The following is a 13,552-nucleotide window of genomic DNA, read 5'->3' on the forward strand; positions in this document are numbered from 1 at the left end:
TCCGTGGTGAGCCGGGGTTGCCTGGCCGGGGAGGGGGGGGAGGCAAAATCGACTGAATCATCGTGCATATGCACGAAGTTTAAGTTGGTTCTTGGGGCGGTGGGTTTGGATGAGCAAGGGGAGGGAGGGGCAGGCGCCGATTTACGGGGTGGGCGGCAGCGCCTACCGTGGAGGGCATCATGAGCGAGCGACAGCGGTCCATTGCGGATGTGGTGAAGGGGCCTTTTGACGAGGGGGCTTTGCGGGAGCGGATCGAGGGGGCGCGGGCTTTGTTGGCGGAGGAGCGGTGCGATCTGGCGCTGGTGTATGTGAGTGCGGACTTGATGGGGCAGTCGGGGGAAATTGTGGAGATGGTGCAGGTGCATGGGCGGGCGCGGTTGCTGGCGGGTTGCAGCGGGCTTGGGGTGTTGGGGAACGGGGAGGAGGTGGAGGAGGGACCGGCGCTGGCGTTTGCGCTGCTGCGATTGCCCGGGGCGCGGTTGGTGGGGGCGCATGTGACCGCGGGGGATGTGGAGGCGGGACTGGAGCCTGAGGGGTGGCGGGAACGGTTGGGGACGGGTGTGGACGAGACGGGGGGGTGGCTGGCTTTTGGGGATCCGTACAGTCTCGATGCGGAATCGTGGCTGCGGCAGTGGAACGAGGCATTTCCCGGGGTGCCGATGGTGGGTGGGCTGGCCGGGGCGGGGGCCGGGGTGACGCAGACGCAACTGTATTTGAACCAGCGAGTGTTGACGGAGGGGGCGGTGGTGGTGTCGGTGGGAGGCGAGGTGGGGATCGAGGCGATCGTCTCGCAGGGGTGCCGACCGATCGGGAAGCCGTGGACCGTGACCGGGGCGGAGCAGAACCTGATTCACCAGATTGGGAATCTTCCGGCGTTGACGGTCTTGCAGGAGACGTTCGACGGGCTACCGGCGCGGGACAAGGAGCGGGCGAGGGGCAACATCTTCGTGGGGTTGGCGGTGAACGAGTATCAGGAGGAGCATCGGCGCGGGGATTTCCTGGTGCGCAATCTTCTGGCGGCGGATCCGAATTCGGGGGTGGTGGCGGTGGGGGCCCGGGTGCGGATCGGGCAGACGCTGCAGTTTCAGTTTCGGGACGGTGGGGCGGCGGACGAGGATCTGGTGGAGTTGATCGAGGGGGTGCGGCGGCGACTGGCGGGGCGGGAGGTGCATGCGGCGTGCCTGTGCAGTTGCGCGGGACGGGGTGCGCAATTGTTTGGGCGACCGGACCATGATGCAGGGGCGGTGCATCGGGGGTTGGGCGGGGAGGTGCCGTTGGCGGGATTCTTCGGCAACGGCGAGATCGGTCCGGTGGGGGGGCGGAATTTTCTCCATGGGTACACGGCGGCTGCCGCACTCTTCGTGTCGCATGGTGACCGCGACATCGCATCCTGAAGTGCCCTCTCCCGAGGTGGCCGCCCCTCCGGCGGAGGATTCCCTGATCTACCGTCCGGCGACGTGGTTTGCCCCGTTGGAGATGGGGGCGATGTTTGGGGTGCCGCGGCCGTTGGAGGTGGAATTGGGGAGCGGGGACGGCTCGTTTCTACTGGCGTGGGCGACGGCGCATCCGGAGCGGAACTTCATCGGGATCGAGCGCCTGCTGGGCCGCATCCGGAAGCTGGACCGGCAGGGGCGCCGGGCGGGGCTGGGGAATCTTCGGGGGCTGCGGATCGAGGCGGCGTATGCGCTGGAGTATCTGCTGCCGCCGGAGAGTGCGGAGGCGGTGCATGTGTATTTCCCGGATCCGTGGCCCAAGCGGCGGCATCACAAGAACCGGCTGATCAACGAGGGATTTCCGGGGCTGGCGAACCGGGTGTTGAAGGCGGGCGGGGTCGTCCATTTGAGGACGGATGATGGGGCGTACTTCGAGCGGATGCGGGAGGTGTTTGAGGGGGAGGGGGGCAGGGGGATGTTCGAGGAAGTGCCGACGCCGGAGGGGTTGGTGGCGGTGACGACGGATTTCGAGCGGGAGTTTCTGGCGCGGGGGATTGCCACGCGGCGGGCGAGTTACCGGAAGGTCGGGGGGGGGGTCGAGGGGTTCCGGGCGGGTTGAGTTGAGGGAGGGGGATCAGACGTCGATGACGGGGCCGCTGCCGGGGGGGCCGCGTCGGCGTGGGGGTGGGGGGCGACGGTCGGAGGCATCGAGACCGAGTACGCCCCCCACGAGCCAGGTCACGATGCTGATGACGGCGGCGCCGCCGAGGGCGGACCAGAAGGAGGCGACGAGGAAGGGTTTGACGAGCCAGCCGACGAAGGCGAGGAGGGCGGCGTTGATGACCCAGAGGAAGAGGCCGAGGGTGAGGACGACCAGTGGGAGGCTGAGGAGGGTGAGGAGGGGGCGGACGAAGGCATTGAGGAATCCGAGGAGGAGGGCGGCCACGGCGAGACCGGTCCAGGAACGGCATTCGAGGCCGGGAACGATCTGGGTGGCGACGAGGACGGCGAGCGCCGTGATGCCCCATCGGAGGAGGAAATGGCGGGCTTGGAAGGGCATGGCGGTCAGCGGATGGGGGAGGGGTCGGGGGTGGGGAGGAGGGATTCCAGCCGCTGGATCTGGGGTGGCAGGAGGTGGGAGGGGTCGATGTGCCGGGCGGCGCCGGCGGCCTCCGGAGCGCGGCCGAGGGCCTGATGGACCTCGACCCAGGCGAGGTGGTAGTTGGCGGCGGCGGGACCGGTGAGGCGGGAAGCCGGGATGCGTTGCAGCCGGGTTTCGGCTTCGGCGGCGCGTCCATTGCGGACGAGGGCAAGGGCGTGGTTGATGGAAAGTCCGACGGCGTGGGGGCGTCGGCTGAGGGCGTTGAAGGTGAGCTGGAGGGCTTCGGCCGGGTTTTCGCCGGTGATGAGGAGCAGGGCGGCGCGGTTGTTGGTCCAGAGGTCGCTTCCGGGCTGGACACGGAGGAGGCCTTCGACGGCACGGGTGAGTTCGGCCACGTCCTTGACCTCGTAGGCGAGGGCGAAGAGTTCGGTCCAGAACTCCGCCTCGTCCGCAAAGGCGGTTTCGTTGTTGCGGAGAAGCTGGAGTCCCCAGGTGGCGCGGTGGTGGGCGCGGAGGCCGGAGGCGAAGCGGGTGGCGGCTTCGACGGTTGGTGCGGGGAGATGGGCAATTTCCCGGGCGAGGGTATCCGCCTCGGCACTGCGTCCTTCGGCATGGGCGACGCGATATTCGGCCCAGACGACTTCGGGGAAGACGGGGTCGTTGCGGCTGCTGCGACTGTGCAGGTCGGTGGCCAGACGCCGCAGGTCGTTCCAGCGTCCGGCCCTGGCGAGGAGGTCAAAGTGGAGTTTCCAAATTCCGCTGGCGAGGCCGTAGCGGGTGGCGTGGCGTTCGAGGAAGGCGAGGGCCATGTCGTCGAGGTCCAGCGAGGTGAGGGTTTCGAGGTAGTGGAGGGCGACCGTTGCATCGCGGGGCAGGGGGGCGGCGTAATCCCGGGCGCGATGGCGGGCTTCAGGGGCGCGGTCTTCGGCGGCGAGGGCGCGCCAAAGGTCGGCATGATCGGCGACGGAGGCGGCACCGTCGGCATCGAGCCGAACGAGAGCGCGTTCGAAATCGGGCACGGAACGGCGCTGGACGGCGACGCGGGAGAGGAGGCGGGCCGCGCGGATTCCGATGGGCCCGGGCTGGGACACGGCGTGCCGGAGGCGATCGAGGGAGGAGAGGCCGGTGGAGGTGGTGTCGGTGACGGCCAGTCCCGCGTCCCGGTAGAGGGTCATGACGGGATCGGAAGTCCATGAGTGGCCGTGGCGTTCCCAGAAGGTGTCGAAGGCGCGGTAGCGGCCGGCGGCGAGGAGGGAACGGGCGTGGGCGCGGGCGACGGCATCGTCGAGGTCCGCCAGGGGTTCGGTCAGGTGGAGGGCGAGGTGGGGACGTCCGAACTTTTCGAGGATATCGGCGGCGAGGGGGACGTCGGCACGGTTGGTGTGGGTGAGGGCCATGAGCCAGGAGACGCTGACCAGGGCGAGGACGGGGTCGCTGACCTCTGTGCGGGGTTGGTCGTGGAGGAAGGCGAGCAGGGCGCGATGGGTACGGACATCGGCGAAGTTATTGGCGAGGGCGCTGCGCCAGGCGTAGAGGGCCTCGGCAGGGCGGTGGGCGCGGGAGGCTCGTTGCGCGGCGCGGGAGAGGGACTTCACCTGGAGGAGATCGATCCCGCTGACCCGGATCAACGGCCCGGAAAAGTCGTGTGGCGTGGTGCGCCAGATGCGGGGGACTCCGAGGGCGACGAGGAGGGCGATGAGCGCCATGCCGGAGAAGAGGACGAGGAACAGGCGGTCGTGCCGGAGGATCCGGAACAGTTGGAACCGGCTGAGGCGCCGGTGGAGCCAGCTACGGCGGACACGGCGGCCACCGGCTTGAGGGGGGTGCCGGGGGTTCATGGGGTCATCAGGGGCCGGGGGAAGGGGCGTTTCCTCCGGGGGTAGCGATCAGCCATTCGGCGTCTGAGACGACTTCGAGGCGGGCCTGGCGGAGGCAGGCGGGGAGGAGGCAGAAGTCACCGGGATGGAGATGTTCCGTTACGGGGAGCGGGGTGGCGGCTGCGATTTGAATGGTTCCACGGACGATGCCGAGGACGGTGCAGCGATGGAGGGGGAAGGTGTCCCGGGCGCCGGCGGGGCCTTTGCGGGCGTGGACGGCGAAGGATGGATGTTGGGCCAGGTGGCGGACCGAGCATGGGCCGTGGGCCTCCCAGGTGTGGGGCAGGAGGGAGGGCTCGATGTCCTGGAAGTCGATACTGGCAAGGGATTCGCGGACATGGAGGGGGCGGGGATGGCCGTCGAGGCCGGGCCGGTTCCAGTCGTGAACGCGGAAGGTGGTGTCGGAGTTCTCCTGGATTTCGAAGAGGACGAGACCGGCGCCGAGGGCGTGGACACGTCCGCTGGGGAGGAACATGGCGTCGCTGGCGCGGACGGGGAGGCGATGGAAGCAGTGGGCGACGGAACCGTCGGCGAGGCGGCGTTCGAAATCCTGGCGGGAGGTACCGCGGCGGAGGCCGACGAGGATTTCGGCACCGGGATCGGCCTCGGTGAAGTACCAGAGTTCGGTTTTGGGTTCACCACCCAGTTCCGCGGCGCGGTGGGCGGGGGGATGGACCTGGAGGGAGAGGATGTCGCGGGCGTCGAGGATTTTGACGAGAAGGGGAAAGCGGCCGGAGACGGGAAGGGCGTCTCCGAGGAGGTCACGGGGGTGCCGGGTGAGGAGGTCGTCGAGCGACTGGCCGGCGAGGGGGCCGTTGGAGACCACGCTGGTGGCATCGGGGCGATGGGCTATTTCCCAGGATTCGCCGATGGGCTCGTGGGTCGGGAGGGGACGATGGTAGAGATGGGCGAGACGATGACCGCCCCAGACGCGTTGCTGGTAGATGGGGTGGAAGCGCAGGGGATACCCGACCATCAGCGGACCTCGTTGGGGACCGGATTGGGGGCGGGGGTGGCTGGGGAGGATCGTTCGTCAGGGGCCGGCGGGTTGGCGCGGCGGCGGACGGTATGGTGACCGATGGAGCGGAAGCGTTGGTAGCGGCGCTGGAGGCGTTCGGGTTCGGGGAGGGCGAGGAGTTCCTGGAGGTGGCGGAGGAGGGTGGCTTTGAGGGCGGTAGCGGCGGCGGCGGGGTCGTGGTGGGCGCCTCCGGCGGGTTCGGGGATGACTTCGTCCACCAGTTTGAACTCGAAGAGGTCGCGTCCGGTAATGCGGAGGGCCTCGGCGGCCTGGGGGGTGGCCTTGCGGTCCTTCCAGAGGATCGCGGCGCAGCCTTCGGGACTGATGACCGAGTAGTAGGCGTTTTCGAGGATGAGGACGCGATCGGCGACGCCGATGCCGAGGGCCCCCCCGGAGCCGCCTTCGCCGATGACGGCGCTGAGGACGGGGACACGGAGGCGCATCATTTCGCGGAGGTTGACGGCGATGGCTTCGGCGATGTGGCGTTCCTCGGCGCCGACGCCGGGGAAGGCGCCTGCCGTGTCAATGAGGGTGACGATGGGGAGTTGGAATTTGTCGGCGAGGCGCATGAGGCGGAGGGCCTTGCGATAGCCCTCGGGGTGGGCCGAGCCGAAATTGCGGAGGATGTTTTCCTTGGTGTCGCGGCCCTTTTGGGTGCCGATGAGCATCAGGCGGTGGGGACCGAGTCGGGCGAAGCCGCCGACCATGGCGTGGTCATCGGCGAAGAGCCGATCGCCGTGGAGTTCGGAGAACTCGGTGAAGGCGAGGCGGGCGTAGTCGAGGAAGTAGGGGCGTTGGGGGTGGCGGGCGAGCTGGACACGCTGCCAGGCGGAGAGGTTGGCGTAGATCTGGCGGCGGGTTTCCGCCAGCTTGGCCTCGATCACCTGCATTTCGTTGTCCAGTTGGAGGCCGAGGGGATTGGCCTGCTGGGCGCGCCGCAACTCCTCGAGCTTGAGCTGGAGTTCGATGAGCGGCTTCTCGAAGTCGAGATGATGCTTCATCGCGTTTCGCAGGATAGGGGGACGCGACGGCTCCCGGCAACGTCGGTTTTTGGCGTCAGGGCTTGCGAGCCGTGGTCAGGGGGAAGTCGTCGGTTCGGAATGGCGAGGCGGGAAGCCCTTCGCGGTTGAAGAGATTGACGACGGGGAAGTCCGCCCAGCCGAACCGGACCGCGACCGGCTGGGGGATGGACGGGTGTGACACCTCGACGGTCGTCCGGCCGGTCACCTGGGCGTTGGCCCAGACCCATTGGTGGTCAGGACCGCAGATTTGGAAGCCTTGCAGCCCCTCGCCCCGGACTTCGAGGCCGGTTCCGGTCTGGTCGAAGCGGATGCGGGCGCGGCCTTGTGAGAATCGCGCCGAACGGAGGAGGGGCCCTCCGGCGACGAGTCGTTCGCCGTAGGCGATGGAGCGGGCGGCCAGGGCGAGACGTTCTCCGACCGGGCGCTTTTGGGAGGGATGGATGTCGTCCTTGTCGCCGACATCGGTAATGACGGCGAGGCCGACGCGGGGCAGGACCCGGGTGGCGATGCCTTGGGCTTCGCGCAGTTCGGCCCAGTCGCTTTCCACGGGGTGGGCGGTGATTTCGTCGAGGGATCGATTGCGGTTCCTGTCCCAGGGGGCGAGTTGGACCGCGAGGAACGGGAAGTCGCCTTGGGCCCAGTCGTGGCGCCAGTTTCGGATGAGTGTTGGGTAGAGGCGGGCGTATTGGTCGGCGCGGCTGGCGTTGGACTCGCCCTGGTACCAGATGGCACCGGCGATGGCATAGGGCAGGAGGGGATGGATCATGCCGTTGTAGAGTTCGGCTGGTTGCCATCCGGGAGTGGGGCGGGGTTGGGACGGGGATTGGTCCTCGGCACGCAGGCGGGCGGTTTCTGCTTCCCAAGCCACAAGTTGGTCCTGGAAGCGACGGCGGGCGGCGAGGTGGGGATTCAGGATGTCGAGACGAAACTCGTCATGCTCCCACATGGCATCTTCGCGGATCCAGACTTCGGCCGGGGAGCCGCCCCAGGCGGTCTGGATCAGGCCGATGGGGACGTCGCGGGCGGCTTCGAGGGCCGCGCCGAAGAAATAGGCCACCGCCGAGAAGTCGCGGACGGTTGCGGGTTGGCAGGGTTGCCAGCGGGCGGCGACGTCGTCCACGGGCGACTCGGCCTTGAGTTTTGGAACCTTGAACAACCGGATATGCGGATGAGTGGCGGCATCGATGGCGGGTTGAGGGTTTTCGCTGCGGTGCATGGGCCATTCCATATTGGACTGGCCGCTGCAGATCCAGACCTCGCCCACCAGGATGTTGGTCAGGACGACGGTGTGGTTGCGGCCGCGGACGGTGAGGGTGTCGGGTCCGCCGGCGCGTTGCCGGGGGAGTTGCAGGTGCCATCGTCCATCGGCGGCAGGGATGGCCTGTTGGGTGTGCCCGCGGAACTCGACGGCCACCGATTCGCCGGGTTCGGCCCAACCCCAGACAGGAATGGGGGATTTCTGTTGGAGGACGGCATGATCGGTGAAGAGCCCGGGCAGGCGGATGTCGGCGAGGATGACGGGAGTGGTAAGAAGAAGAGCGGCGGCGAGTGCGGGGGCGCCGGCGGGCAAGCGGAGGGGAGGCACGGGATGAGGACAGGGCATGGAGGGTGGCGGCGTCAAGGCCTGGGTCTGCTGCCGCCTGAATCCGGAACGAGCCTGCAGACGTGAGGATTCTTGGGCTTACCGGGAGCTTCGAAATAAAAAGCCAGTCTATTTACAGTTGACGACAACAATATAGAAAGTCAGGCTCATAGTTAGTTGACCATGACGGAGTGACGGAGGGGGCAGCGCGGGCAGTTGCAGTTTGGGGTTCGGGGGGGGCGAGGGGGGCGGCAACGTCATGATGCCTGGTTTTGCTGAGTGGCTTTGCTGAGGGACGTTGAGCATGAGGACGCGCACAGGGGGGGATGATTAATATTGTATTGAGTGATGGATGGAATCAGTGGTTCTTAATTCTTTGGGCGGTGCAAAAACAAACGATTGACGGTCAGGCGGGGAAGGGTACTCTGTGCGCGTTGTTTGCGAGTGCTCTTTGGACAAGCGGTAAAAAATGGCTGAGACAGTGACGTAATACAGATTTCCGGAGTTGTGCGGGTGCACACGATTCCGGCATCCCCATCAGCCTACTTGCACCTTGGATTCGACATTCCCCGGGCCCCGGCGGTCTCCCTCAGACTGCGGGGCCCGGTTTTTTTGTCTATTGGGTTCTGGAAATTGCGCTGGGTTCGGGCGGGCAGAGTGCGTTGGGAGTCAAGCGAACCGGTTGGTGAACAACTGTCGTCCGAAAGACCTTTCCGGCGTGTGGACAGGTTTCTAGCGTTGGTGCGCGACGTATGGAAGTGGCTGTGCCGACGCCGATTCGGGCTTGGGTCATGGGCATCGGGGCCTTCACCCAGGGCCTGCTGCGTTGCCTGCGGGAGGACGGAGCGGAGGTGGCTGCGTACCTGACGCGGGACTATGGGCATTGGGGACCGCGCCAGGAGGGGAGGACGTGGTCGATCGACGAGGTGGCAAACCCGTGCGACCTGGTGCGGCGGGAGCGTCCGAACCTGATTGTGCCGATGTCGATCGAATGGGCATTGCGGTCGTGGACGGAGGAGTTTCTGGCTTTGGGTCCGGCGCTATTGTGTCCGACGGGTGAGGGGTTGCGATTGGAGCGGGAGCGGGATTATGCGCGTCGGCTATGCGAGGAGGCTGGGATTCCCTTTGCGAGGGCGGTCCGGGTGGGGTCACGTGGGGAGGCGGAGGTTCTGGTGCGGCGGGAGCAACGGCCGTATGTGATCAAGAATCCGCTGTGTTCGCCGACCAGCCCGATCCACACGGTGGTCTGCGACACCTGGGAGGACACGCTGGCGTGGTTGGGGCGGATGGACGACAGCGAGGGGATTTTCTTGCAGGAGAACCTGGGTCGTCGCGAGGCGGGGCACATTGCGCTGGTCAGCGATGGGGAGATCCACTCGCTGGTGACGAACCAGGAGTACAAGCGGGCGTTCGATGGGAATCTGGGAATGGTGGCGGGGGCGCCTCTGGGGGGCCTGGTGGAAAGGGATCCGGAAGATCGCCATGGATTGGCGCGGCAGCTGTTGCATCCGCTGCTTCCCTGGTTTCGCGAGGTGAAGTATCGCGGGCCCGTCCAGGTGACCGCGATTCTGCATGACGACCGCTGGCACGTGATTGAGTACAACGTGCGGCTTGGGGTGACGTGCGGCCCGTTGATCGGGCGGATGCTGGCGAATCCCGTGGAGACATTTTGGAGGTGTGCGAAGGGATTTGGGTTGGCGCCGCGGTGGCGGCCGGAGGCGCGATTCGGGTGCAGTCTGACGCTGGCTGGGTACGGGTATCCCTTCACGCAATTGGCCGGGCCGCGGGTGCCCGTCGTGACCGAGGGAGCGCCCACATGCGACGTGTGGTGGCAGGAGGTGGCGGGGCGCGAGGATGGGGGGCTGGAGGCGACGGGTCATCGTCTTGCCGATGTGGCGGCCGTGGCGGGGACCCTGGGGGAGGCGATCGATTGTGTGTACGAGAACATCCGGAGGATCCGTTCGATGGGGAGCTATTACCGGACGGACATTGGGCGGTCGCTGTGGCCGCCGGGCCATCCATGAGCCAGGACATTGTCGCCGCGTGCAGGGAGGCGTCCGGGAAGGAGTTCCCGAAACCGGGATTGAGAAGGGTTTCGGCGTGGGTGGAGGTGGACCTGGCGGGGTTGGGGCGGAACGTGGCGTTGATTCGGGCCGATCTGCCGGCGGCGGTGGGTCTCATGTATGTGGCGAAGGACGACGCTTATGGACTGGGGGCGGTGCCGGCGGTACGCACGGTGCTGGGGGCGGGGGGGGATTCGGTGGCGGTGGTCACTCTGGACGAGGCGGCGGAATTGCGGGCTGCGGGCATTCGGGCGCCCATCCTATTGATGGGGGAGCGGCTGGAGGAGGAATGGCCCGACGTGCTGGAACTCGATCTGGAACCGGCGATCGGGTCGGTGGCGGCGGCCGAGGCGTTGAACCGACTGGCCACGCGCATGGGGCGGCGGGTGGCGGTTCATCTGAAGATCAACACGGGGATGAACCGGTTCGGGTTTCCATGGCGCGAGGTGGAGCAGTGGAGTGTGCGGCTGGCGAGGCTGGACCGGTTGGAGGTTGCGGGGGTGTTCGGGCATTTCGCGCAGAGCGACGAGCCGGACAAGACCTATGCGCGGACGCAGTCGGGGCGATTTGAGGGCTGCCTGGATCGGTTGCGGGAGGCTGGGATTTCTCCGTGCCGGCGGCATCACGCCAATTCGGGTGGGGCGCTGGAGTTGCCCGAATCGCATTTTGACCTGGTCCGGGTGGGGATTCTGGCGCACGGGGTTTATCCGTCCGCCTCGTGTCGGCGGGTGGCGGGTTTGGAACCGGTGATGACGGTGAAGGCGCGGGTGGTGGCGGAGCAGCCGGTGGATCCGGGCGACAGCGTCGGGTATGGCATGCGATGGACGGCGACGCGGCGGAGCCGGATCGGGGTCATGCCGGTGGGGTATGGGGATGGGTATCCGCGGTTGCGGAACGAGGGGCGGGTGTTGATTCGGGGTCGGTATGTGCCGGTGGTTGGGGGGGTGACGATGGATGCGCTGATGGTGGATCTGACGGAGGTGCCGGAGGCGGGGGTGGGGGATGAGGGGGTGCTGATGGGGCGACAGGGCGGGATGGAGATCACGCCGTATGAGTTGGCGCGGTTGAAGCGGAGTGTGCCGTACGAGATCCTGCTGGGTTGGCGGCATCGGCTGCCGCGGGTGTATCTGGAGGGGGGGGGTGCATGAAGGTGTTGTGTTCCGAGGTGGGGCACGACTATGGGCACTACCTGTACCCGTATGTGCTGTGGGGCTATCTGGAGCCGGGCGAGACGCCGGCGGACGCATTGGCGTCGGGATTCATGCCGGGGACACCGGAGATGGACCGGTGGTACATGGTGCGCCAGATCCGGGTGGGATTGGAGGGATGGGCTCCCAGTTCCGAGAACCGGCGGGTGTTGCGTCGGACCGAGGGTTGGCGATGCGAGTTGGTGGAGAAGGGGGCCTTTGGGGACACGGCGGAGCGACGGGCCGGATGGCTGGAATATGCCGCCGGGAAATGGGGTGTGGGGATCATGACGCCGGAGCGGTTGGACCGGCTCATGGGGGGGCCGGTGGTGAGTCATCTATTTCATTGCACCGAGGGGGGGACCGGGGAGGAGGTGGGGAGTGCTCTGGTGTACTGCGAACCGCCGAGGGCGGCGTTTTATTACTATGCCTTTTACCGGCGAACCCCGGAAACCAAGCACTACGGGATGGGGATGATGGCGCGGGCGGTCGCGCAGTTTGCGGCGGCGGGATACGAGCACCTGTACCTGGGGACCTGCTATTCGGAGCGGGCGTTGTACAAGGCGCAGTTCGAGCCGCTCGAGTTTTGGAACGGGTGCCGGTGGTCCGGCAACGGGCGGGAATTGAGGCACTTGGTACGGCAGGGGCTTCCGGAGGGCCGGCACCGGCTGGAGACCGCGGAGTTCCGGGATTTCCAACCGGGGCCGCTGGCGGAACTGGCGCGGGAGTCCTGCGTCCGAATTGATCCGGCGATCAGGCCTCGACCGACTCGCCCGGGGCGGGGTCCAGCACCTTGATTCGGGGATGGCGCCGGGCCAGGGCGTCCTTGAACCAGGCCCGGGCGTCGTCTTCGCCGTGGCCGACAATGACCACGCGGGGGGAGACGGTGCCGACGAAGTCGAGGAGTTCGTCGCGGTTGGCGTGGGCGGTGAGGTCGAATTCCCGGACTTCGCAACGCCGGGTGACGTCGCGGTCCTGGGGTCCGAGGTTGAGGGTGTCGCCGTGGGCGCTGGCGCGGAGGATGCCGGCGGGGGTGGCGGGATCGGCGTAGCCGACGAAGAAGATCCCGTGGCGTTCGTCGTCGAGCATGCGGAGGGCGAGTTCGTGGGCGGCGGTATTGGGGTTGAGCATGCCGGAAGTCAGGACGAAGAGGCGCCCTCCGCCGAGTTTCATGGACTCCCACTGGCGGCGGCCGAGGACCTGGAGGTCGAGGGCCTCGGTGAGGGCGAGGTTGCTGTGATGGCGGTGGGTGCGGTGGGCCTGGAGATCGTAGATTTCGGTGAAGACCCGGCCGAGGCCACCGATATAGACTGGCTGTCGGGGGAGGCGGCCGGAGTCCATGAGGAGGGCGATCAGGGCGAGGATTTCCTGGGAGCGGCCCAGGGCGAAGACGGGTATCAGGACCGAGCCATTGCGTTCCTGGACGGCGCGGATGGCCTGGGCGAGCGCCTCGATTTCCGCCGCGCGGCTGAAGTCCGGCGGGACTTCGCGTCCGCCGCGGGTGGTTTCGAGGATGAGCACATCGGCTTTGGCATCTTCGAAGCGGGCACCTTTGAGGAGGGTTTGGTCCTGGAAGGACACGTCCCCGGAATAGAAGAGGGTTTGGTGGGCTCCACGGACCATGACGCCGGCCGAGCCGAGAGCATGGCCGGCGTCGAGGAATTCGAGGGTTGGGGATTGGAGGGCGCGGCGGGTGCGGGTGGGGCCCGCCCAGTCAATTTCGCGATTGTAGCGGAATCCCTGAAAGACGGCTTCGAACTCGTCCACCTCATCGTGGGTGAAGAGGGGGTAGTCCTTGACGCCGAGTTCGTCGCGCTGGCGGAGCATGACATTGACCGAATTGTGGAGAACGCGGCTGACGATGAAGTAGCTCAGTTCGGTCATGAGCACGTGGGCCTTGGGGAAGCGCCGCATGGCGACGGGGAGCGAGCCGACGTGATCGTGGTGACAATGGCTGATGGCGATGGCGTCGAGGTCGTCGCCATCGATCTGGTCGTAAAGGGGGAGGGCGAGGCGACCTTCGCGTTTGGGGTGGAGGCCGGCGTCGAGGAGGAGGCGGTGATCCTCGAGTTCCACCAGCCAGGCGGATGCGCCGATATCGCTGGCGGGATTGAGGTTGGTGATCCGCATGGGGTGGATCCTCACCGGGTGGCGGTACGAGCCCAACTTTTTTTCGATGTCCTTTGAACGTCTTTCAATCGTAGGCGTCGAAGTTTTCGGAGTTGTTTGGGTTCGCCCGCGGGGCGGGATTCGCTGCCCGTCCCGCGG

The 13,552-nt window shown here is 67.0% G+C and carries 11 protein-coding genes; 5 read left to right on the forward strand and 6 right to left on the reverse strand.

Annotation, left to right across the window (positions count from 1 at the left end; genetic code table 11):
• Positions 1 to 179: 179 nt before the first annotated feature.
• Both KF833_19340 and trmB read left to right on the forward strand, forming a co-directional pair.
• Positions 180 to 1,394 (forward strand): FIST C-terminal domain-containing protein, encoded by a 1,215-nt coding sequence (locus KF833_19340; GenBank protein ID MBX3747469.1) that lies wholly within the window; start codon positions 180 to 182, stop codon positions 1,392 to 1,394.
• A gap of 82 nt (positions 1,395 to 1,476) precedes the next feature.
• On the forward strand, positions 1,477 to 2,052 hold the full coding sequence (gene trmB, locus KF833_19345) for a tRNA (guanosine(46)-N7)-methyltransferase TrmB (GenBank protein ID MBX3747470.1): 576 nt from the start codon (positions 1,477 to 1,479) through the stop codon (positions 2,050 to 2,052).
• Between the two features lie 15 nt (positions 2,053 to 2,067).
• On the opposite strand, the gene KF833_19350 is transcribed toward trmB, so the two are convergent.
• From KF833_19350 to KF833_19370, 5 genes are read right to left on the reverse strand one after another with little or no spacing between them, the layout of a single operon-like run.
• A complete protein-coding gene (locus KF833_19350; protein MBX3747471.1) occupies positions 2,068 to 2,493 on the reverse strand; it encodes a phage holin family protein in 426 nt (141 codons plus the stop codon).
• A 5-nt stretch (positions 2,494 to 2,498) separates the two neighbouring features.
• Positions 2,499 to 4,373 carry a hypothetical protein gene (locus KF833_19355; protein MBX3747472.1) on the reverse strand — a complete coding sequence of 625 codons (1,875 nt, stop codon included), beginning with the start codon at positions 4,371 to 4,373 and terminating at the stop codon, positions 2,499 to 2,501.
• A gap of 7 nt (positions 4,374 to 4,380) precedes the next feature.
• Entirely contained in the window at positions 4,381 to 5,388 is a 1,008-nt protein-coding gene (locus KF833_19360) for a class I mannose-6-phosphate isomerase (GenBank protein ID MBX3747473.1), read from the reverse strand.
• Entirely contained in the window at positions 5,388 to 6,431 is a 1,044-nt protein-coding gene (locus KF833_19365) for an acetyl-CoA carboxylase carboxyltransferase subunit alpha (protein ID MBX3747474.1), read from the reverse strand. Before KF833_19365 ends, KF833_19360 begins: the two co-directional genes overlap by 1 nt.
• 55 nt (positions 6,432 to 6,486) lie before the next feature.
• Positions 6,487 to 8,037 (reverse strand): sialate O-acetylesterase, encoded by a 1,551-nt coding sequence (locus tag KF833_19370; protein ID MBX3747475.1) that lies wholly within the window; start codon positions 8,035 to 8,037, stop codon positions 6,487 to 6,489.
• Positions 8,038 to 8,786: 749 nt separating this feature from the next.
• Between KF833_19370 and KF833_19375 the strand changes: the two genes are divergently transcribed.
• From KF833_19375 to KF833_19385, 3 genes are read left to right on the forward strand one after another with little or no spacing between them, the layout of a single operon-like run.
• Entirely contained in the window at positions 8,787 to 10,058 is a 1,272-nt protein-coding gene (locus tag KF833_19375) for a phosphoribosylamine--glycine ligase (protein ID MBX3747476.1), read from the forward strand.
• Complete coding sequence (gene alr, locus KF833_19380) at positions 10,055 to 11,245, forward strand: alanine racemase (protein ID MBX3747477.1); 1,191 nt, start codon at positions 10,055 to 10,057, stop codon at positions 11,243 to 11,245. Before KF833_19375 ends, alr begins: the two co-directional genes overlap by 4 nt.
• The gene (locus KF833_19385; protein ID MBX3747478.1) at positions 11,242 to 12,081 is read left to right on the forward strand and encodes a hypothetical protein; all 840 of its coding nucleotides are present in this window, start codon (positions 11,242 to 11,244) and stop codon (positions 12,079 to 12,081) included. The genes alr and KF833_19385 overlap by 4 nt, the downstream gene beginning before the upstream one ends.
• On the opposite strand, the gene KF833_19390 is transcribed toward KF833_19385, so the two are convergent.
• On the reverse strand, positions 12,038 to 13,414 hold the full coding sequence (locus KF833_19390; GenBank protein ID MBX3747479.1) for an MBL fold metallo-hydrolase: 1,377 nt from the start codon (positions 13,412 to 13,414) through the stop codon (positions 12,038 to 12,040). The genes KF833_19385 and KF833_19390 overlap by 44 nt on opposite strands.
• Positions 13,415 to 13,552 lie beyond the last annotated feature (138 nt).

It is taken from the genome of Verrucomicrobiia bacterium, assembly GCA_019634625.1.
Lineage (GTDB): Bacteria > Verrucomicrobiota > Verrucomicrobiia > Limisphaerales > CAIMTB01 > CAIMTB01.

What these genes read in the sequence shown, in the direction of transcription:
- KF833_19355 (MBX3747472.1), bottom strand. Translation starts at nt 4,373, where the DNA reads ATGAACCCCCGGCACCCCCCTCAAGCCGGTGGCCGCCGTGTCCGCCGT.
- trmB (MBX3747470.1), top strand. Translation starts at nt 1,477, where the DNA reads ATGGGGGCGATGTTTGGGGTGCCGCGGCCGTTGGAGGTGGAATTGGGG.
- KF833_19375 (MBX3747476.1), top strand. Translation starts at nt 8,787, where the DNA reads ATGGAAGTGGCTGTGCCGACGCCGATTCGGGCTTGGGTCATGGGCATC.
- KF833_19365 (MBX3747474.1), bottom strand. Translation starts at nt 6,431, where the DNA reads ATGAAGCATCATCTCGACTTCGAGAAGCCGCTCATCGAACTCCAGCTC.
- KF833_19390 (MBX3747479.1), bottom strand. Translation starts at nt 13,414, where the DNA reads ATGCGGATCACCAACCTCAATCCCGCCAGCGATATCGGCGCATCCGCC.
- alr (MBX3747477.1), top strand. Translation starts at nt 10,055, where the DNA reads ATGAGCCAGGACATTGTCGCCGCGTGCAGGGAGGCGTCCGGGAAGGAG.
- KF833_19360 (MBX3747473.1), bottom strand. Translation starts at nt 5,388, where the DNA reads ATGGTCGGGTATCCCCTGCGCTTCCACCCCATCTACCAGCAACGCGTC.
- KF833_19385 (MBX3747478.1), top strand. Translation starts at nt 11,242, where the DNA reads ATGAAGGTGTTGTGTTCCGAGGTGGGGCACGACTATGGGCACTACCTG.
- KF833_19350 (MBX3747471.1), bottom strand. Translation starts at nt 2,493, where the DNA reads ATGCCCTTCCAAGCCCGCCATTTCCTCCTCCGATGGGGCATCACGGCG.
- KF833_19340 (MBX3747469.1), top strand. Translation starts at nt 180, where the DNA reads ATGAGCGAGCGACAGCGGTCCATTGCGGATGTGGTGAAGGGGCCTTTT.